27 protein-coding genes are annotated in these 18113 nt (G+C 36.3%); 6 read left to right on the forward strand and 21 right to left on the reverse strand.

The genetic code is table 11. From position 1 onward, the window contains the following. Nucleotides 1-56: 56 nt before the first annotated feature. From KJS36_RS02180 to KJS36_RS02220, 9 genes are all read right to left on the reverse strand, one after another. On the reverse strand, nucleotides 57-1775 hold the full coding sequence (locus KJS36_RS02180) for a hypothetical protein (RefSeq protein WP_244842549.1): 1719 nt from the start codon (nucleotides 1773-1775) through the stop codon (nucleotides 57-59). Next, nucleotides 1768-2085: a hypothetical protein gene (locus tag KJS36_RS02185; RefSeq protein ID WP_213533876.1), complete on the reverse strand. Its 318-nt coding sequence runs from the start codon at nucleotides 2083-2085 to the stop codon at nucleotides 1768-1770. Before KJS36_RS02185 ends, KJS36_RS02180 begins: the two co-directional genes overlap by 8 nt. Then, nucleotides 2082-2420 carry a helix-turn-helix domain-containing protein gene (locus KJS36_RS02190; protein ID WP_213534041.1) on the reverse strand — a complete coding sequence of 113 codons (339 nt, stop codon included), beginning with the start codon at nucleotides 2418-2420 and terminating at the stop codon, nucleotides 2082-2084. The genes KJS36_RS02185 and KJS36_RS02190 overlap by 4 nt, the downstream gene beginning before the upstream one ends. A 118-nt stretch (nucleotides 2421-2538) precedes the next feature. Further along, nucleotides 2539-2811 (reverse strand): XRE family transcriptional regulator, encoded by a 273-nt coding sequence (locus tag KJS36_RS02195; RefSeq protein WP_244842551.1) that lies wholly within the window; start codon nucleotides 2809-2811, stop codon nucleotides 2539-2541. Beyond that, entirely contained in the window at nucleotides 2808-3383 is a 576-nt protein-coding gene (locus tag KJS36_RS02200; RefSeq protein ID WP_213533879.1) for a hypothetical protein, read from the reverse strand. Before KJS36_RS02200 ends, KJS36_RS02195 begins: the two co-directional genes overlap by 4 nt. Nucleotides 3384-3479: 96 nt before the next feature. Continuing rightward, nucleotides 3480-3755: a hypothetical protein gene (locus KJS36_RS02205; RefSeq protein WP_213533880.1), complete on the reverse strand. Its 276-nt coding sequence runs from the start codon at nucleotides 3753-3755 to the stop codon at nucleotides 3480-3482. Then, nucleotides 3752-3925 carry a hypothetical protein gene (locus KJS36_RS02210; RefSeq protein ID WP_213533882.1) on the reverse strand — a complete coding sequence of 58 codons (174 nt, stop codon included), beginning with the start codon at nucleotides 3923-3925 and terminating at the stop codon, nucleotides 3752-3754. The genes KJS36_RS02205 and KJS36_RS02210 overlap by 4 nt, the downstream gene beginning before the upstream one ends. Nucleotides 3926-4041: 116 nt before the next feature. After that, entirely contained in the window at nucleotides 4042-4257 is a 216-nt protein-coding gene (locus KJS36_RS02215; protein ID WP_213533884.1) for a hypothetical protein, read from the reverse strand. Between the two features lie 164 nt (nucleotides 4258-4421). Then, a complete protein-coding gene (locus KJS36_RS02220; RefSeq protein WP_244842553.1) occupies nucleotides 4422-4565 on the reverse strand; it encodes a hypothetical protein in 144 nt (47 codons plus the stop codon). 167 nt (nucleotides 4566-4732) lie between these two features. Between KJS36_RS02220 and KJS36_RS02225 the strand changes: the two genes are divergently transcribed. The 4 genes from KJS36_RS02225 (at nucleotide 4733) to KJS36_RS02235 (ending at nucleotide 8311) form a co-directional block, all read left to right on the forward strand. After that, nucleotides 4733-5344 (forward strand): helix-turn-helix domain-containing protein, encoded by a 612-nt coding sequence (locus KJS36_RS02225; RefSeq protein WP_213533888.1) that lies wholly within the window; start codon nucleotides 4733-4735, stop codon nucleotides 5342-5344. Between the two features lie 555 nt (nucleotides 5345-5899). Further along, nucleotides 5900-6034: a hypothetical protein gene (locus tag KJS36_RS10885; protein ID WP_280520328.1), complete on the forward strand. Its 135-nt coding sequence runs from the start codon at nucleotides 5900-5902 to the stop codon at nucleotides 6032-6034. A 288-nt stretch (nucleotides 6035-6322) separates the two neighbouring features. Then, the gene (locus tag KJS36_RS02230; RefSeq protein WP_213533890.1) at nucleotides 6323-7507 is read left to right on the forward strand and encodes a tyrosine-type recombinase/integrase; all 1185 of its coding nucleotides are present in this window, start codon (nucleotides 6323-6325) and stop codon (nucleotides 7505-7507) included. Nucleotides 7508-7678: 171 nt separating this feature from the next. Next, nucleotides 7679-8311 carry a copper homeostasis protein CutC gene (locus tag KJS36_RS02235; RefSeq protein ID WP_213533892.1) on the forward strand — a complete coding sequence of 211 codons (633 nt, stop codon included), beginning with the start codon at nucleotides 7679-7681 and terminating at the stop codon, nucleotides 8309-8311. A 17-nt stretch (nucleotides 8312-8328) separates the two neighbouring features. Here KJS36_RS02235 and KJS36_RS02240 read toward each other — a convergent pair whose 3' ends face one another. Both KJS36_RS02240 and KJS36_RS02245 read right to left on the reverse strand, forming a co-directional pair. Next, nucleotides 8329-9345 (reverse strand): ABC transporter permease, encoded by a 1017-nt coding sequence (locus KJS36_RS02240; protein WP_213533894.1) that lies wholly within the window; start codon nucleotides 9343-9345, stop codon nucleotides 8329-8331. Then, nucleotides 9338-10075: an ABC transporter ATP-binding protein gene (locus KJS36_RS02245; RefSeq protein ID WP_379862544.1), complete on the reverse strand. Its 738-nt coding sequence runs from the start codon at nucleotides 10073-10075 to the stop codon at nucleotides 9338-9340. The genes KJS36_RS02240 and KJS36_RS02245 overlap by 8 nt, the downstream gene beginning before the upstream one ends. Nucleotides 10076-10213: 138 nt before the next feature. On the opposite strand from KJS36_RS02245, the gene KJS36_RS02250 reads away from it, so the two are divergent. Beyond that, entirely contained in the window at nucleotides 10214-10615 is a 402-nt protein-coding gene (locus tag KJS36_RS02250) for an HIT family protein (protein ID WP_213533898.1), read from the forward strand. 18 nt (nucleotides 10616-10633) lie between these two features. Then, complete coding sequence (locus KJS36_RS02255; RefSeq protein WP_213533900.1) at nucleotides 10634-10867, forward strand: hypothetical protein; 234 nt, start codon at nucleotides 10634-10636, stop codon at nucleotides 10865-10867. A 71-nt stretch (nucleotides 10868-10938) separates the two neighbouring features. On the opposite strand, the gene rplA is transcribed toward KJS36_RS02255, so the two are convergent. From rplA to pyrH, 10 genes are all read right to left on the reverse strand, one after another. Then, nucleotides 10939-11628: a 50S ribosomal protein L1 gene (rplA, locus tag KJS36_RS02260; protein ID WP_213533902.1), complete on the reverse strand. Its 690-nt coding sequence runs from the start codon at nucleotides 11626-11628 to the stop codon at nucleotides 10939-10941. Between the two features lie 100 nt (nucleotides 11629-11728). Beyond that, complete coding sequence (gene rplK / locus KJS36_RS02265) at nucleotides 11729-12154, reverse strand: 50S ribosomal protein L11 (RefSeq protein ID WP_213533904.1); 426 nt, start codon at nucleotides 12152-12154, stop codon at nucleotides 11729-11731. Nucleotides 12155-12315: 161 nt separating this feature from the next. Beyond that, entirely contained in the window at nucleotides 12316-13077 is a 762-nt protein-coding gene (locus KJS36_RS02270) for an ABC transporter permease (RefSeq protein WP_213533907.1), read from the reverse strand. Further along, entirely contained in the window at nucleotides 13078-13956 is an 879-nt protein-coding gene (locus KJS36_RS02275) for an ATP-binding cassette domain-containing protein (protein ID WP_213533909.1), read from the reverse strand. A 132-nt stretch (nucleotides 13957-14088) separates the two neighbouring features. Continuing rightward, entirely contained in the window at nucleotides 14089-14298 is a 210-nt protein-coding gene (locus KJS36_RS02280) for a YozE family protein (protein ID WP_213534045.1), read from the reverse strand. 2 nt (nucleotides 14299-14300) lie between these two features. Beyond that, entirely contained in the window at nucleotides 14301-14846 is a 546-nt protein-coding gene (msrA, locus tag KJS36_RS02285; protein ID WP_213533911.1) for a peptide-methionine (S)-S-oxide reductase MsrA, read from the reverse strand. A gap of 166 nt (nucleotides 14847-15012) precedes the next feature. Further along, the gene (locus KJS36_RS02290; RefSeq protein ID WP_213533913.1) at nucleotides 15013-15870 is read right to left on the reverse strand and encodes a CvfB family protein; all 858 of its coding nucleotides are present in this window, start codon (nucleotides 15868-15870) and stop codon (nucleotides 15013-15015) included. Between the two features lie 70 nt (nucleotides 15871-15940). Next, a complete protein-coding gene (gene frr / locus KJS36_RS02295; RefSeq protein WP_213533915.1) occupies nucleotides 15941-16498 on the reverse strand; it encodes a ribosome recycling factor in 558 nt (185 codons plus the stop codon). Between the two features lie 46 nt (nucleotides 16499-16544). Beyond that, nucleotides 16545-17342: a DUF817 family protein gene (locus tag KJS36_RS02300; RefSeq protein WP_213533917.1), complete on the reverse strand. Its 798-nt coding sequence runs from the start codon at nucleotides 17340-17342 to the stop codon at nucleotides 16545-16547. Beyond that, nucleotides 17335-18051, reverse strand: a complete 717-nt coding sequence (gene pyrH / locus KJS36_RS02305; RefSeq protein WP_213533919.1) for a UMP kinase — start codon at nucleotides 18049-18051, stop codon at nucleotides 17335-17337. The genes KJS36_RS02300 and pyrH overlap by 8 nt, the downstream gene beginning before the upstream one ends. Nucleotides 18052-18113 lie beyond the last annotated feature (62 nt).

Below are 18113 nucleotides of genomic sequence, written 5' to 3' on the forward strand. Positions count from 1 at the left end.
AGCAAGGGTTAAGCCTGTCAAAAATGCGTAGTCTTTTTAGTAGTAATTGGTAGTATTTATTTGTCGTCCATCATACTTTCAATAAAAGCATTGAGTGCTTTTTGAACACGCTTGATATTCTGCTTCTTAATAATTTTCATACTTCGATAGCCTGTTTGTGTGCCATTAAGAAATTTACGCGGTGTCAGGTAGCTTCCTATCTCATCAAGTGCTTGTTTTCTACGCTCTTTTTTATTTGTTCCGAAATAAGTTTCTTTCATCAATGTTTGTAGCTCAATGTTATCTGTAAAAAATACAAACTCTTTTCCTTTAGTGTATTCTTCCAAAACATAAACTTGAACGTCATCAAACTCCGCGTTCTCTCCTGTAAAGTTATTCATCTCTACTTGTTTAAAGTTAAATTGAAACTTTTCTGATTGCCAGTAAAGAAAAGAATGCACCAGAGACGCAAGCCCTGCCGTGGTGGTCGCACTTCGACTTGTCTTATTCTTCTTCTGTGCTGTGAAAGCCTGCCAGTAGGGCGCAAATATCGCCCGTCTCTCGCTGTCTGTTTCTTTCTTGGGTCTATCTCGAAAGGCAATATTCACTACACGGCTATTCATGCCACTTGATAAGAGTATCTTTTCATTGCTATCAATCGCTAAAATGCCTGTCAGGTTAATTTCTGCGTAGTCATTCCCGATTTTACGTGCTGGAACTTTGCTTTCAGTTGCCAGTATCTTTAAATAGCGTTCGACACTTTTATCTATTGCGCCTGCTTCGGTCACAAGTAACATTTCGCCTCCGTCATAGCTCGCCCATGCGAAATCACTCATTTTCCCTTTGAGTGCGTCAAGATTGATAGACTTGGTTTCAAAGACAGAGCTAATAATTTCATGTCTCAAACCCTTTCCTGTCCGCTCGGCTGACTTGCTTATAAAAAAGCGTTCTTTGCTCAGCTCTCGGCACGCAATAAGCATAGTATAAATAGGTTGTAGGCTAGCGTTATGTAAACTGTCAGCGTCATCAATAACCATATTAAGATAAGTGTCATACGTTTTTACCAAGTCCATCACTTCCCTAAAGGTGCTATCAAAGACTTTAAAATAAGTTTCATCTTCTTCGAGTGCGCAATCTGTCAAAATTTTTCGTGCTTTCAAATCAATCTGAAAATCTGTACAAGCAATTACTGCTGTTTGGATTTTTTTGACAGGTTCAAGTTTAAGCTGTTCATGAATAAATTTTAAAATATCTAATAGTTCATTGGCTCTAAAATCTCCCTTACTTCCTGTTTTGTAGCGGTGTGAGAGTTCCAACTCCGACAATAGAATAAATTGACTATCATTTATCAGATACAAGTTATCTTTTTCAAACGCAATCGTTCCGAATAGATAATCAAGAATAGCCGTCACAAAGCGTGGCAAGTTTTTATTCCCTTTGAGTATCGCGACTTCTCTTGTCTCTCCGTTACCGTCTTTCTCTGTCTTGGTATTCACAGCACCGTAGAAGATAGAGACACTTATCAATCCGTTGTTAAGATGTAAGCTAGGACGTGGCACACGTTTCTTTTCTCCTGTCTGTTTAACCTGTAAATATTGATAGATAAAGCTATCACGGTGTAGAACCTGTACTAAATCTAAGGCTTGGGGTATCTTTGCACTATCAATATTATCGAACTTCTCCCAAGGTAAAGATTTTACTTTTTCAAGGTTCTTTTCTAGTGCTTCCCATGCGTCACGTTGTTTTTCCAGCTCTGCCAGCTTTTCGGGACTTGGTTGAACTTCTGTTTTAGTCACGTTCTCCCTCCATTGCGTCATACGTTCCCCACATAGAAATCACTTTTTTAATAAAATCTTCGATAGTTGTATTTAATCTTGCATAACCAACAATAGTATGAAGCATGATTTCAAGAGCTTTTGAGCTGTCTGCTTCGTCAATGTTATCAGTAACAGCTAATAAATCATTATCTATAAATAACGCTTCAATCATGATTGTTTTAACCTCAGTATCTTCTTGTTGTTTTATCATGTTGTACATTTCTTCTTGGCTAAAACTAAGATTTTCAACTTCTTGTTTTTCATCATCACTTATTTTTTCAATATTCATTTTGTTTCTCCCCCCAATAATTCATCAATCCACGTTAAATCAGCCAATGTATAGCCATTAACCGCGTTATTTATTGCTATTCCTGTGCGTTGCTTCTTAATAATCCCTTGTCGCCGTTCGGCTTCATCTACTGGCACGAAATAGCCAACGTTATCAACTGAACCAATCACACAGCCTTTAACTTGCAAGCTCTCTATGCGCGCTTGTAGCGTTCTTAAATCAACATTGAGCCATTGGGCTAAGTCTCTCCCTCGAATAGCTCTCTCAATCCCCTTGTGCTGTGCCAGAATGTTAATAATCTCTCTGTCTAATGCTGGTAAATTCTTATATTTTATCATGATGTCCTTTCCTGCTTTGATGTTTTTTTACTCTCTATGATGTCTTTTTACTGTATGTGATGTGACGCCCGCCCTCGTCATTTAAAGTTGCTCTCTTGTCCTGCCTGACTTAGAGTTATTGCATACCTAAAAATTTTCTAATATCTGCTTTTAAATAAAAGACTTTTCGGCTTTTATACGGTGGTTCATAACGTGGTAAGCCTTGTTTTTCCCATTCCTGCAAGGTCAGATAATCAATATCAAGACGGTTGCACACTTCCGCTTGTGGGATAATATCATCAAGTGGGACGATTTTGTCACGCGCCTTATCGTACTGCTCAAAGCGTTTATCTATTGTATCAATCAGCGCTCTTTCCATTTCGGGACTTAATAAGTTAAACTCTGTCATTCACTTGTCCCTTTCTCAATCCCAAAATGACGCTCTAACAGCTCTTTGAGTTCTTCGTCTGATAGTTCTGGTCTCACAATAACAATCTTTTCATAGTCATTTAATTTTGGCTCTGTGGGATAATCAAGCCGTGAGATATAAAACTCTGTGCCAATGTCAAGTCCCTTTTTCCCATGTTCGACACCCGCAAGATACATAGCGTATGAAACTTGTTTACTAAAATCAACTATGCCAACTAATTCATGCGTTTTTTCATGCGCGAGTTTGTTAGAATAAGATTTTTCCATTTCCCAAAAGTTATCAAAGCGTGTATCTTCTTCGGAAATAATAGGACGTCTGCGCCAATCTTTGCGCTCTGTACGTCCTCGATTGAGGGCAACGGTGTAAATCTGCCAAGCAACCTTAAAGAAATCAAGCTCTCTCGGTTGTTCTAGTGGAAAAACCCTATCCGTACATTCTCTATCAATTTCCTCACTCTCCATTGCTTCATGGAACAAGTCCATAAATTCTTGGCTCATTTTTTCTTTGGATGTGGCTTTGTGCATTTCATCTAAAAGGCTCAATAAGTTCATTTCTCTCCTCTTTTTCATGTCTGGGGTAATATTCTACTCCGTATGTATTTTAATTCTCTGTGGGACGTTCTCCGCCGTTCTCAGCATTCAAAAACACTATTCTAGTTGTTCGTTATGTATTAAATTTTTCTTCTTAGTCGGGTAAGGGCTAAAGTTGACAAAATCTTTGTTCCAATGTGCGCGAATATAAATAAGATTTCCGCCCTCATTGTATTCTTCCTTGTCAATAGTAATAGCCTTATCTGCAATGGCTCTCTTTTTAAATTGATTGACGTGTTTAAAAGAGTTTGTTTCAAAATACCAAATTCCCTCAAGGTCATCATAACGCACGATTGTTTCACGTTCTTCGGGGAAATAATTTGCTCTACTCATAATAACGTTCCTTTCGTCATAAATCGAACGTAGCCAACAATGCTTTTAAATGTCCGTGTCTTGCCTTGTTCCGTCCAAACCGTCCAAGTATGAGCGCTTATGTCAAACTGGGCTTGTGCGCCTGCCTGTACACCGTGTGTCGCAAATATCACGTCTATTTCTTGTTTCATCTTTTTAAATTCTCCATATTATGTTAGAATAGGAGTAGAAAGCGCGTGTTTATGCGTTCTCTACTCATAATCTTGTTAAAGCTGTCTTCGGTCGCCAAACTTTCGGACAGCTTTTTTTATTTCTCTTTTTCATCTTCATAAAGTACACCCATTTTTGAATGTCTGTGATGTTCGTGTACGGTCTGAAAGTCTCTATTAAGGCTGTCACGCGCCTTTATCTCTTGTTCAGATAAGTTTTCATGTTCGGCTTTGAGTTCTCTCATACCTAAGCTGTCAACGCCTGCGATATAGTCGCAAACTGTGATGATAGTGTCCGTTAGTTGTTTCCTCATTTCTACGTAGTTTTATGACGTTGCGGTCAAACTGCTTTATCATGTAGTTTATAGCCATGCTTAGGCTCTAGTTATCATCTCTGATACTTACAGCGAGGTTTTACGCTGTGTACCTACGCTTTGGCAGAAGCTATGCAAGTGCCTGCGTTTGTTCTCTTTGATGATTATTTGTTATTGATTAGTTGGTCAAGTGCCTTTTCAACTCGCTCACGACGTTCGTTTGATAGTTCTGTACGTAACCAAACAGAAAAGCGACTATCTGAAATACCAATTTTATTAGCTACTTGCCAATTCCTTAAGCGTTTCATATAAATCAACTCTCTTATGTCCTGATTTGCTTTCATTTGAATGCCTCCTAAATTATTCACAACAGTGTTGTGTAAAACCAATTTACCACAACATCGTTGTATTGTCAACAACGATGTTGTTTTTTTTATAAATTATTGTTAAAATGGATACATGAGAGGTATTTTTAATGAAACGAATTAAAATAGCGCGTCAAAAAAAAGGAATTAGCCAGCAAGAATTAGCTAAAGAACTGAATGTCACACAGCAGGCGGTAAGTTACTACGAAAATGGGAGCCGTATGCCTGATGATGAAACACTAAATCGTATTTCCCAAATATTGAATGCTCCTGCCGAATATCTCAAAGAAAAAACTGATGACCCTGATGGCTGGGATTTATGGGAAGAAGCCACAGGATACACCACCGAAAAAATAAAAAAAGAAATTCAGCGAATGAAGTCCGTCAATCATATAATTGGAGATGAAAAAAACCTACAAAGTTTAATAGGTCAAGCTGTACAAAATTTAGACGGTCGAGGAAATACGGATAGGGGGATTATCAATTCTATTTATTATGGAATTCAGGATTTACAGCAGGAACTTCAAAAAAAATATGAAGACCCAAAAAAGCTTGATAAACTACTTGGTTTAGGCAATATGAGAATCCGTCCTGCCAACACAAAAACTGCAGATTTAATTTACGATGATTTGAGTGTTGAAGCCTATCAGAAAGCAATAGATATACTTATAAAATCAAGGCGTGATTTAGCTAATATCTCAAATGATTTGAAATTAAATTAGAATTGCTTCTACTAAATAAAATTTATAAATTCAAATTGCTAAGAAATACTAAGGTTAAATCTATATAAGCAAGAATTAGTATTTTTTAGTAAAAAATTATCAAATTTGTCATTTTTCTCTATATAGAGAAAGGTCAGCATTTGTCAACAGCAACGTGACACTACTAAAACATCAAATCACGCGCAAAGTCAACAATACATAGCTTTCACAGCTATATTAAACAGAGTTATAATAGCCGTATGTGTCACTTTTTGTTTAGTTAAAAGTGCAAAAAAGACTAACTTTCTGCATATATATGTTTTATACCAACATTTTCCAACAATCCTAAATTTTAGGAATGAAAAATAAAAAGCGCTTAGTGCGCGTGATTATCATGTTTGTTTTTTGAGATTGTTCAAAAAACCTTGCTATAACCTTGCTGTTATTTAAAAGTCAAAATGCTAAGGTTATATACTATCTAGGGTTGTACTTCAACATTTTTCAACAAGCACAAAATAAAATGACTTGCTAAGTCAATTTTTAAATTCTCACAACTCATTAGAAAGGAAGTGAAACGTGATTAAGCACAAAATATCAAGCCGTCAAGAACTAGACGGCTCTGGTTATGTAAAAACCTATGCTAAAGCTTATATAGAAATATCTATTTTAGGGTATCATTTAAAGTTTTGGGAACGCGAAGTAAGAATATAATTTTTTGCTATTTTATCTGTTCAAAAGTGCTATTTTAACTAATTATGTGCAAAAATAGCTGTATTATCTGTTCAAATTGTACTATTTTGTGATATTATCCCTTTTTTAGGGTGTCACTTATGTCACTATACTTCTTTTTAGGGTGGCTAAAATGGCTAAATGTCCTTTTTTAGGGTCTCGGAAATCTCGGTATAATTTTATTTCTCCCTCATTACTCACTCATGTTAAATTTTCAAAGTTGTTGTCTTGTCCTGCCTGACAAATGGAACACGAAAGGAAAATCACAACATGATAATTAAAGAAGTAATAAAAAAAGACGGTTCAACCGTCTATAAGAGTAATATCTATTTAGGGATAGATAATTTGACAGGTAAGAAAGTCAAAACAACTATTACCGCGCCAACACAAAGAGCTTTAAAAACTCTTGCTAAACAAAAGATAGCAGATTTTGAGAGAAATGGCAACACATTGCGTCCCTCAATACAGATTGAGAACTTTGAAAGTTTAGCGTTGATGTGGTGGGATAATTACAAGCTCACAGTTAAGGAGAACACACAACGTATCACACAGAGTTTTCTATCACTTTATATTCTCCCTGCTCTTGGAAAGTACAAGCTCAATAAGATAACGCCTGCGCTCTTGCAAGGTATTGTCAATAAATGGGCGAACAATGCGAACACGGCTGTTATTAAGAATGGGAGACGAGAGAAAGGGAAATGTAAAGCCTATGCGTTATTACTCAATCTTGTTAAGCGTATTTTAGATGTTGGCTTTCAGCTTGGTTTGATTTCTTCCAATCCTGCAATTCTGGTAAAAGCACCCCGACTAAAAAAGCGAGGTGTGAAGAAACTCAAATATTTTAATAATAAGGAATTAAAGAAATTTCTTGCTTACCTGAACGACTTTGAAGCCACACCACAAAATATTTTTGATAAGACGCTCTATTTGCTCTTACTAAGTACGGGAATGCGTATAGGGGAAGCTCTGGCGCTCTCATGGACTGATATTGACTTTGACAAACAGACAATCACGATTAGTAAAACACTGTTCCCCTCTGGGAAATTACAAAATAGTCCCAAAACGGCAACAAGTGCGCGTGTGATTGCTCTTAATCAAGGGACAATAACCGACCTAAAAGCGTGGCAAAAGAAGCAATATAAATATCGCGGTTTTCTCTCTGCTCGGAGTGGTAAGCTATTTACTGATATTGAGGGAAACTTTTTGAAGTATGGAATGTTATTGTATCGTTTAAACAAACATTTTGATAATGCAAGTGTAGCGCATATAGGCTTTCATGGTTTTAGACACACTCACGCCAGCTTATTGATGAACCATGATGTAAACCCTAAAAGTATCTCAGAACGTCTCGGACACAAAGATATATCCATAACGTTAAATACATACAGCCACCTTGCCGAAGATAAAAAGAAAGAAACTGCTGAACAATTTGAAAAAATCATCAATAATCTCTAAAAAATCATAGTGGGGGAGTTAAAAGGGGAGTTAGTACAAAAAATACAATCATAGATAAGTGCAAAAAGTCAGTAATACTCCCCTTAAACAAGATTGATTATAAAACTTCAATACCATAAAACTAATGGTATAATAAAATAAGTAAAAAAGAAAGAAAAAGGTTAGAAAAACATGATAATTCGAGAACTTTGCCTAGAAAACTTTAGCGAAATTCCCACAGCTATAAATAAAAATGTCGAACGTATTGAGCTTTGCGATAACCTCGCTGTTGGTGGTACAACTCCATCTTACGGTGTCATTCAGCAAGCAGCTGAATTTATCAGCGAAAATGAAAGTAAAACAACGCTTGCCGTCATGATTCGTCCACGTGGAGGAAATTTTGTTTACAACTCCTATGAACTAAAAATCATGGAAAATGATATATTAAAAGCTATTGAAGCAGGTGCTCAAAACCTTGCTTTCGGAGCTTTAACTTCCGAAAACGAAATTGACCTTGATGCCATGGATACACTCATGATTGCTTCTCAAGGACTTCCTGTCACTTTTCACATGGCATTCGACGAGATTTCTAATAAAAAAATAGCAATTGACCAACTTATCGAACTTGGTGTAGAAAAAATCCTAACACATGGAGATAGTTTAGACAAACCACTCAATACCGCACTCATATCAGAGCTTATCGCCTATGCAGATAATAAAATATCTATCATGATAGGTGGCGGAGTAACATCAGAGAACTATGAGGACTTAGCTAACAAAGTTCACACAAACTTTGTTCATGGTACAAAAATTATAAAAAAATAAGGCTATCAATGATAGTCTTATTTTTTTAAACGGAAATTCACATAAAATCGAACCAACAAGAAATTTACAAGCACTAAGCCAATCAAATAAAGACGTTCTCGCAAAAATACAAGTCCAATAATCAACTCAATGACAGTCAAAATTGAAACTATTCTTAACAGTACACGCTTTAGAGCAATATTTTTTGCCATTTTTTTCAATGGATAGATTCGTGTGAACAATTGATAATCAACAGCTTCACGCAAAGCGAGCAGTTGAAAAACAAGCAAAACATTCAAAACAGCTACCAAAATAATTGATAAAATAGAGGTTCGTATAAAAATCAATGCAAGAACCGACAGGATTAACAAACGAACTGTCAATCCCAAATAATCACCAGCCCGCAAGAAACTACGAGAAAATAAAAATTCGTAGGTTCGTTTTGTTTTTGGCAACAGAAAATCTAAATACTTCCGCCGTTTGCTGTGTCCCTTTAAGCCTTTAACATTGGTAAACAAAGCAAAGAAATGTAACTGCGCATTTTTGCGATCTTCTTCATATTTGATAAGCTTTTCCCATTGCAATATTCCATTTTTCATAAATGACTGCAATTTCCAGCCCAATAATGCCCCTTTAATAGCAAAGACCAATAAAAACCAAACAATTATCAAATATACAGGCTCTTGCACCAACGGTGTAGCAATCAGTACACAAATTAAAATGATAAATGCTGGTCCAATAAGTGAGCGGACAAGCGACTTAGTAAGTATTTTTTTTACTTGCTTTTCCTGAGCTAACAAGAAAACTTTGTCTGCTGCTTCCACAAAAGTTGCCAGTCTCCCGAACAATAATGAAATTCCACTAATTAGCAGCACCAGAATTGCTTTTTCCCAAGAATTGAGTGAATGATTATGTAAAAACTGTACATATTGAACCACTAATGCGCCCAATAAAATCATCAAGAAAAGTACAAAATGGTCATTAAAAACATAACGCAAGTATTTAAGGCTCTGCGTTCGCCACGTATTTCGCCGCCGCGCAAAAATCTTATCCATGTTGTACACCTTTCGTCAACTCGATATAAATCTCATCTAAAGTCGCTTGAGGTTTTCCAAATTTCTCTTGTAACTCTTTCAAAGTTCCAAAAGCTAAAACTTGTCCTTCATGCAAAACAACAAATTTATCACAAAATTTCTCAGCCGTTGATAAAATATGCGTACTCATCAAAATAGAAGCACCACTTTTTTTCATTTCCAGCATCAAATCAATCAAGTCCTGAATAGCTAACGGATCCAGCCCCATAAAAGGTTCATCAATAATATAAAGTGATGGCTCTACTAAAAAAGCACAAACAATCATCACTTTTTGTTTCATCCCTTTAGAAAAATTGATTGGAAACCAGTCCAACTTATCACTCAAGCGAAAAGTTTCAAGTAGTTTTTTAGCACGTTCCATGGCTGTCTCTAAAGGCACTCCGTAAGCCAAGGCTGTTACTTCAATATGCTCACGCAAAGTTAATTCCTCATATAAACTCGGCGTTTCTGGAATAAAACCAATTTTCTTACGGTAACTTTCCAAATCAGCCTGTAAAGTCAGACCATCTAACTCAATCGTTCCAGAATAAGGTGTCAAAAGACCAATCGTTTCCTGAATTGTTGTTGATTTCCCTGCACCATTTAAACCAATCAAACCAACTAATTCACCATCAGCAATCTCAAAATTCACATCTTTCAAAACAGGATTTCCAAAATAGCCTCCAGTTAAATTTGTTATTTTTAAAGTCACGTTTTCCACTCCAATTATCATTAATTTTGTTATAATCTAATTATAACATTTTACTCATGAAGTGAAAACTTTCTCATATATCAAATGTAAAATTAAATTTTATTATAATCACTTTATTAAAAAAATCAGGAGATAGCTATGGACAATTGTATTTTTTGCAAAATTATTGCTGGGGAAATTCCCAGTACAAAAATTTATGAAGATGATGATGTTCTCGCATTTTTAGACATTACTCAAACAACAAAAGGACATACACTTGTTGTCCCTAAAAAGCATTATCACAATATTCTTGCGATGACACCAGGTGAATCTGCTATTCTTTTTTCCAAAGTTCCAGCTCTTGCCAATAAAATTGTACAAAATCTTAATGCTACAGGTATGAATATTTTACAAAATAATGAAGAAATCGCTGGACAATCTGTTTTTCATACACATATTCATCTCATTCCTCGCTATACTGAAGATGATGGATTTATCGCAAAATTCACTGAGCATCATTTTGACTTGGCTGCTATTGCTGAAGAAATCAATAAAAATTAAATTCATAAAGGAGAAATAATGGCAGATTTTTTCAAGGATATTAAGAATCTTCTATCAGACTTGCTAGAAAATGTTGATAATATAAAAGTAAATGCAGAGCGTGTACAGACAGAACTCAAAAAAACTGAACGTACTAGTCAAGATATCACACGTAAAGTCAGTGAATTTCAAAATTCTACTCAACCAAAGATTGATAAAATCAATGAAATATTGGAAAAATTCAACTCTGCTAACGAAAATCAGGAAGAATAAAAAGCCTGTGTAAAAATCAGGTTTTTTTGTACAAAAAAAGAGGCTCAAACCTCTTTTTTAAAAATCTAAAATTAAAATACTGTTGTATCAACTTTCACACCAGGACCCATTGTTGTTGTAACAGAAAGGTTTGTGATGTATGTACCTTTGGCAGTAGCAGGTTTTGCTGCAACGATAATTGCATTCAAGGCTTTAAAGTTTTCAACCAATTTTTCAGTATCAAATGAAACTTTACCGATCGGAACAAGTACATTACCAGCTTTATCAGCACGGTAGTTTACTTTACCAGCTTTAGATTCTGAAACTGCTTTAGTAACATCCATTGTTACTGTACCAGTTTTAGGGTTTGGCATCAAGTTACGTGGTCCGAGGACACGTCCAAGACGTCCAACGATAGCCATCATATCAGGTGTTGCGATAACAACATCAAAATCAAGCCATCCACCGTTGATTTTGGCAACGAGTTCGTCAGCTCCTACGAAATCTGCACCAGCTGCTGTTGCTTCTTCAGCTTTTGCACCACGTGCAAATACGAGAACGCGAGCAGTTTTACCAGTACCGTTTGGCAATACCATTGCACCACGGATTTGTTGGTCAGATTTTTTAGTATCAATATTCAGATTGTAAGCAACTTCAACAGTTGCATCAAATTTTGTGAAAGAAGTTTCTTTTGCAAGTGCTACAGCTTCTTCCATGCTATAAGCTTTAGTGGCGTCAACTTTTTCGTAAGCTGCACGCAAAGCTTTGCTTTTCTTAGCCATTTTATTTTTTCTCCTTGTGGTAATATCGGTTGTCTGTCTTTCCCTCAAAGGAAAAGCTCAGCCTTCCACTCATGTGGAAATTCTTTATAGACTTTGGTAATTAACCTTCTACAACGAATCCCATAGATTTTGCAGTTCCTTCAATCATAGACATTGCTGTTTCAAGTGAAGCAGCGTTAAGGTCTGGCATTTTAGTTTTTGCAATTTCTTCAACTTGTGCTTTAGTAACTGTTGCAACTTTTGTTTTGTTTGGTTCACCTGAACCTTTTTGAACATTGGCTGCTTTCTTCAATAGCACTGCTGCTGGAGGAGTTTTTGTAATGAATGTGAATGATTTGTCTTCATATACAGAGATAACAACAGGAATAATCATACCAGCTTGGTCAGCTGTACGAGCATTGAATTCCTTTGTGAATCCCATAATGTTGACACCTGCTTGACCCAAAGCTGGACCAACTGGAGGAGCTGGTGTTGCTTTTCCAGCAGGAATTTGCAATTTAACGAGTTTTTCGACTTTTTTAGCCACGATAAATCTCCTTTATAATATTTTCGTGATGTGGTAAATGGTCATACACCATTGAGACCTGCTCAACAAATGAGTTCTGACCTCCCACGCCCTGTACGGGAAAATTCGCGTACCCTCCTATTCTATCAAAATAGGAGATAGATTGTCAAGTAAGGCTTATATTATAAATCTTGATTGCGAATCATGAAAATACCTAGTAGTCCAAATAATACTAACTTAAAGATTGAAAAAGCTAATCCAATATAATTTACTATTCCTTGGACATCATTACTTGATGAACCACTTGCAAGAGCCATACTTGCTGAAAAGCTATTAGCAACAATTCCCAATACTAGAGTGAAACCAAAATATACAAAAATTCCCCAAAATTTCCCGCGTGTAAGGATAACGGTAAAGAATAAAATAGCGATTGATGCAAAAACTCCGAATAATCCGTTAAGCAATGCGCCCCAAGCTGTTGTGAGCGTAAAAGCATGAGAAAATCCTGTTGCAAATTCTGTAAATTGTTTTGAATAGATTCCCAAATATAGCACAACTGGAATAAAAAGAATGACAACCCAGGCAAGTAATGTTGAAAGGATTGTTGTTATTATTTTAATAAAATAATAAGTGACTCGGTTTACACCTGAAGCAACCATCAATCCTAATGCTTTATTACTGTAATCTACGGATAATAGATGAAATGGATAAATGATTGAAAATGCCCACATACCAACGAGAACAAAAAACAGTAAAGTTAGAGTAATCACATCAAGCAAAGTCACCCCTGTTGTGAATTGTTCATATTTGAATTGGCGAATGGCTATGAGTCCTAAGATTGCGGTCAAAAGAGTTGTTCCAAATAAACAAGCCGTAACGATAAGCCATGCTTTATCTCGAAAATTTCTATAAAACTCCATCCGAAAAATATTTTTAGCGTTCATTTATGCCTCCCCATTCTTGATAATATCGGCAAATTTAGATTCTTTTTTGATACTATCAAAATCTACACCATGTTCTACAGCATGACGAAATGTTTTTTGGAAATCTTCAATAGTACTGTCAAACTTAACGTTATTTCCTGTCACTACTGGTTCTAAACCAGCATCAGTTAAATAAGTTTTCAATTTTTCAGGTTCATTTACTACGACTGTATAAGTCAAAAGTTGCTTTGTATCTCGCAAATCAAAGGAAGCTTTAAAATCTCCTCCTGCAAGTAGATAGACTTGGTCGCAGACAGACTCAATATCTTCTTGAACATGACTCGAAATTAAAATTAACTTGCCTTTTTGCTTTAAATCTAGTAAATAACTCCTCATCCACTCAACTGATTTTGCATCAATTCCTCGGAAAGGCTCATCAAAAATCAAAATCTCTGCATCGTTCATGATTGAAATCAATAAAATCAGTTTTTTCTTCATTCCCAGTGAATAACGTGATACTTTCCCCATCAACTGTTCGGTGGTCAAGTCTAGCTTTGCGGCAATTTCCAGTGCTCTTGCTTCGTCAAAACCACCACGAAGTCCTCCGAAATAGCGGAGATTAAATAGTCCTGTATAGCTTTTGTAAAGTTCCATGTCATCAAGCATAATCCCGACTTTTGTGAGCAAGTTCGGATTTTTCTTTACTTCTTGCTCATCAAAACTTATCCTTCCGCTATAGTTCGTGATAATATTTGTCAATGTTTTGAAAAAAGTTGTTTTACCTACGCCGTTTTTCCCTACAATCCCATAAATTTTTCCTGAATCGAACTCACTTTCGTGAATTGAAAGAACTGCTTTTGATTTATATGAAAATGTTAGGTTCTCTATTTTAATTTGCATATTTTAGCTCCTTTTGTCACTATTATATCATAATTTTTAAGTTTATTTTTAGATTGTTCAAATATTTCTCAATATTTGTTACTTCATTTTTTGAAAAAATCCAAGTAGAATAATTCTACTTGGATTATTTAATCAGCTTTCCAAATAATCTCGCCAAATATCATCAAAAAGGGTAAGATTGAAGTAAAAAGTTGCGTGCGTTTCTAAATAAGTTGAAATTTCGTCAAAATCTGTTGATTGTTTAGGAAATAAACTATCTCCAAATGCTAAGTTTGCTAAACGTGTGACGTCGTCTTTTTCTATTGGTGCGCGATGTTTCATCAGGTAAGTGTAAAAAGGCATTTTCATGAGACTTCTCCTTGAGAATACTTTGTATCATTCCAATGACTAAGAATAAAATCACGACGCCCTTGAATTTCTTCTTTGTAGTCTTCTGGATGCTTGCGATAAAAGCCTTGATGATAACTTTCAGCTACCCAAAATTCTTTAGCTGGCTCAATGCTTGTAACAATAGGTTTTTCAAATTTTTCTGACTCTTGAAGTGCTATTTTACTTGCTTGTGCAATTTTTTTCTGTTCTTCACTTGTATAGAAAATTACTGGACGATAATTGTCGCCACGATCTTCAAATTGTCCGAAAGCATCTGTTGGGTCTGTGGTTTGCCAATACAACTGTACCAAATCTTGATAACTTACCAAAGTATTATCAAATATAATTTCTACTGCTTCTGTATGTCCTGTTATATGTTGTTTGACCTGTTCATAAGTGGGATGAGCAAAGTCTCCCCCTGTATAACCGCTTGTCACTGTCAAAATACCTTTTTGCTCTTCAAATGGCTGAACCATACACCAAAAACAGCCGCCTGCAAATATTGCCTTTTCTGTTGCCATTTTTTCCTCCTTGAATACTTTCTTGTGAAATATTATAGCATATTGAACAAAAAAGTAGCCTTATAAGCTACTTTTTTGTTCTAAATAATTTTTGACAGAACTGTCAAAAATATTTTTAATCCAAAATCTCATCAAACTTTTTTTGACAGAATTATCAAAAAAGTTTTTATACCAATTCTGTTCCTGCTGGGCTCTGTTTGATTTTTCCCTGTTTCATCAAACCGCCGAGAGATTTTTTGAACTGACCTTTTGAAATTCCGAAGGTTGCTTTGATATCTTCTGGAGCAGATTTGTCATTAAAAGGCATTTTTCCACCCATTGTTTGAAGATAAGCAAGAATCATCTGGCTATCTGCGTCCAACATTTCATAAGCTCTTGGTTTTGCTGAAAGATTGAGCGAGCGGTCTTCTTTTCTAAAACCAATCACGCGCACTTGCAATTCTTGCCCGATACGTGGTGTTGAAAATCGTTCACTTGGATGAATGAAACCCAGCATATTATTGTCTGGTAAATAAACAAATGTTCCTGTTTCTTTATTTCGATAAACAATCGCACGCAAATCTTGATTATTCATATTATCAAAAGCTGGTGTGGATAATTTCCAAAAGTCCTCATGCCAAGCAAGATGTCCCCAAATTCGGTCTTTTTTATCCACAACCAATTTGACATAGAGTTTATCGCCTTTTTTGGGCCAACTTTCCTTGTCATTTTCAGGAAAATCATCAAGAGAGACAACAATATCTTTGTCAGGAAGCCCTGTATTGACGAAAGCACCCAAATCACGACGAACGTCTGTCACTTCTCCCCAACCAAAAGTTTCTTTAGTGACTGTCTGTTCAATAGTCGTTAATCTGCCCTTATCTTGTTTGTCCAAATAAGCAAATCCTGTGACAATATCACCAATCGCGTGTTCTCCCTCACTTTTTGCAAGACGGAAAACATATCCTTCTTTTTGTAGGAAATAAAATTGTTCATTCTCATCTGTTATCAGTGCTGAAAATGTTGTTGCTAATAAATTATTCATTCTATTCTTTCTTAGAAAACGGCTCTTTTATCAGAGCCGTTTTTCATTTTTCATCTAAAATTTATAGATTTTAGACGTCCATGAGTTCTTTTTCTTTTTCTGCTGCTTTTTTATCTGCTTCTTTGATAGCATCATCTGTCACTTTTTGGATATCTTTTTCAAGTGAATTGCGATCATCTTCTGTAATTTCTTTTGCTTTTTCTTGTTTTTTCACAGCATCCATTGCATCACGACGAATATTACGGATAGCAACTTTAGCGCCTTCAATGATTTTCCCCATTTCTTTGACAAGTTCTTTACGACGTTCCTCTGTCAACATTGGGATAACAAGACGAATGACTGAACCATCATTTGATGGTGTGATTCCAAGGTCTGATGCATTCAACGCACGTTCAATCTCGTTCAAAATGCTCTTGTCAAATGGAGTTACCATGAGAACACGTGCTTCTGGGATTGTGATTGATGCGAGTTGATTAAGTGGTGTTGCTGCTCCATAATATTCAACTTGAACACGGTCAAGAAGACTCGCATTGGCACGTCCTGCGCGGATATGTCCCAAATCACGTTGTAAACTAGCGAGTGATTGGTTCATTTTTTCTTTTGCTGTTTCAATAATTTCGTTTGCCATTTTATTTTCCTTTTTTGTTTACTTCCTAAGTTTGTAAACTTTATTTTTAATTTTGAATAATATTTTTTACGGTAAGTTTCTTTGAAAAATACCGTTGAAGTTCTATTACTAGGATAATAGAAACAATGATTAACAAAGACCATGAGGAGATTTTTCCTGCATCGACCAAGCGCCAATGTGAAAGTTGATAGGAATAGCGCCAAGCACTAAAATAAGAACCGATATTTTCTGCGAAGTAAATAAAGAGTCCAATCAGGAAAAAGCTCAATATCGCAGGCATTTCATGTCGCCGTTCCCTAAGAACAAAAGTAAACTTTGTTCGCCAGAAAGCAATCATAATCAACAAATACAAAACAATGCGATAGTCAAAATGAAAAGTGTCTGTGAAGAAATTTAAGTAGATAAGTGTGGCACTTAGCAATGTCCAACCGATTTTCGGCCAATTTTTCGCCTGCAAATCAAAAACTTTAATGGCACGCACGATATATGAACCGATTGCCGAATACATAAAAGCACTGTAAAGTGGAACAGAAGCGATTTTTAGAAAACCTGCGCCCGGATAAGACCAACTCCCCTGATGAACTTTGAAAATCTCAAGCAACATTCCCAAAATGTGAAAAACCATGATTGGAATCAAATCAAAAGGCTGTTCGTAACGCGTCACAAGAAGCACCAGCTGAATCAGCACCACGATAATGAACATCAAGTCATAACGAGAAATGGCGGGAATATGAATGATTTCCGTGACTGCTAAACTCAGAATGATTGTAATCCCAAAAATTGCCGATTGAAATTGTTTTAAGCCAAAATCCCAGAAATCATGGAGGCTATATCTTTTATTCAACGGTCGTTCCGATATTTTCGCCAAGAACAACGCGTTTGATATTGCCCATTTCGTTCATATTGAAGACGACGAGTGGAATGTGATTGTCCATTGACATCGTTGATGCTGTGCTGTCCATGACGTGAAGTCCTTTTGTAATGACTTCCATGTGGGTGAGTGTTTGAAATTTCACTGCATCTTCATGAAGTTTCGGATCAGCGTTGTAAACACCGTCAACACCATTTTTTGCCATCAAGATGACATCAGCATTGATTTCCGCGGCGCGCAGCGCAGATGTTGTATCCGTTGAGAAGTAAGGCGAACCTGTCCCCCCTGCAAAAATCACAATCCGCCCTTTTTCCAAATGACGTTCGGCACGACGACGAATGTAAGGTTCTGCAACTTGTTTCATATCAATCGCTGTCATCACACGTGTATCTACACCAATATTTTCCAGCGCACTTTGAACGAACAGACCGTTTTGAATGGTCGCAAGCATTCCCATATAATCCGCTTGGGCGCGTTCCATGCCTGCTTTTTCACCTGTAATGCCGCGCCAGATATTGCCACCGCCACATACAATCGCGATTTCTGCACCTAAATCATGCACTTCTTTGATTTCTTTGGCAATTTCTTTTGCAGTTGCTGGGTCAAAACCGAAACCTTTTTCGCCTGAAAGTGCTTCGCCTGAAAGTTTTAGTAGGACACGTTTATATTTAATGTTAGCCATAACTCACCTATTCTATTTGTTTGCTCTATTTTACCATATTTTTGCTTTTAAAAAAAGGGGAA

This window comes from Lactococcus nasutitermitis, from assembly GCF_018403765.1.
GTDB lineage: Bacteria > Bacillota > Bacilli > Lactobacillales > Streptococcaceae > Lactococcus > Lactococcus nasutitermitis.

Excerpts from the sequence above, each read along its gene's own strand:
- KJS36_RS02220 (WP_244842553.1), bottom strand. The coding sequence starts at position 4,565 with ATGAAACGCTTAAGGAATTGGCAAGTAGCTAATAAAATTGGTATTTCA.
- KJS36_RS02240 (WP_213533894.1), bottom strand. The coding sequence starts at position 9,345 with ATGGATAAGATTTTTGCGCGGCGGCGAAATACGTGGCGAACGCAGAGC.
- KJS36_RS02275 (WP_213533909.1), bottom strand. The coding sequence starts at position 13,956 with ATGCAAATTAAAATAGAGAACCTAACATTTTCATATAAATCAAAAGCA.
- KJS36_RS02215 (WP_213533884.1), bottom strand. The coding sequence starts at position 4,257 with ATGAGGAAACAACTAACGGACACTATCATCACAGTTTGCGACTATATC.
- KJS36_RS02210 (WP_213533882.1), bottom strand. The coding sequence starts at position 3,925 with ATGAAACAAGAAATAGACGTGATATTTGCGACACACGGTGTACAGGCA.
- KJS36_RS02290 (WP_213533913.1), bottom strand. The coding sequence starts at position 15,870 with ATGAATAATTTATTAGCAACAACATTTTCAGCACTGATAACAGATGAG.
- KJS36_RS02230 (WP_213533890.1), top strand. The coding sequence starts at position 6,323 with ATGATAATTAAAGAAGTAATAAAAAAAGACGGTTCAACCGTCTATAAG.
- rplA (WP_213533902.1), bottom strand. The coding sequence starts at position 11,628 with ATGGCTAAGAAAAGCAAAGCTTTGCGTGCAGCTTACGAAAAAGTTGAC.
- KJS36_RS02205 (WP_213533880.1), bottom strand. The coding sequence starts at position 3,755 with ATGAGTAGAGCAAATTATTTCCCCGAAGAACGTGAAACAATCGTGCGT.
- KJS36_RS02185 (WP_213533876.1), bottom strand. The coding sequence starts at position 2,085 with ATGAATATTGAAAAAATAAGTGATGATGAAAAACAAGAAGTTGAAAAT.
- msrA (WP_213533911.1), bottom strand. The coding sequence starts at position 14,846 with ATGGCAACAGAAAAGGCAATATTTGCAGGCGGCTGTTTTTGGTGTATG.
- KJS36_RS02225 (WP_213533888.1), top strand. The coding sequence starts at position 4,733 with ATGAAACGAATTAAAATAGCGCGTCAAAAAAAAGGAATTAGCCAGCAA.
- KJS36_RS02195 (WP_244842551.1), bottom strand. The coding sequence starts at position 2,811 with ATGACAGAGTTTAACTTATTAAGTCCCGAAATGGAAAGAGCGCTGATT.
- KJS36_RS02200 (WP_213533879.1), bottom strand. The coding sequence starts at position 3,383 with ATGAACTTATTGAGCCTTTTAGATGAAATGCACAAAGCCACATCCAAA.
- KJS36_RS02235 (WP_213533892.1), top strand. The coding sequence starts at position 7,679 with ATGATAATTCGAGAACTTTGCCTAGAAAACTTTAGCGAAATTCCCACA.
- KJS36_RS02280 (WP_213534045.1), bottom strand. The coding sequence starts at position 14,298 with ATGCCTTTTTACACTTACCTGATGAAACATCGCGCACCAATAGAAAAA.
- KJS36_RS02250 (WP_213533898.1), top strand. The coding sequence starts at position 10,214 with ATGGACAATTGTATTTTTTGCAAAATTATTGCTGGGGAAATTCCCAGT.
- pyrH (WP_213533919.1), bottom strand. The coding sequence starts at position 18,051 with ATGGCTAACATTAAATATAAACGTGTCCTACTAAAACTTTCAGGCGAA.
- frr (WP_213533915.1), bottom strand. The coding sequence starts at position 16,498 with ATGGCAAACGAAATTATTGAAACAGCAAAAGAAAAAATGAACCAATCA.
- KJS36_RS02270 (WP_213533907.1), bottom strand. The coding sequence starts at position 13,077 with ATGAACGCTAAAAATATTTTTCGGATGGAGTTTTATAGAAATTTTCGA.
- KJS36_RS02255 (WP_213533900.1), top strand. The coding sequence starts at position 10,634 with ATGGCAGATTTTTTCAAGGATATTAAGAATCTTCTATCAGACTTGCTA.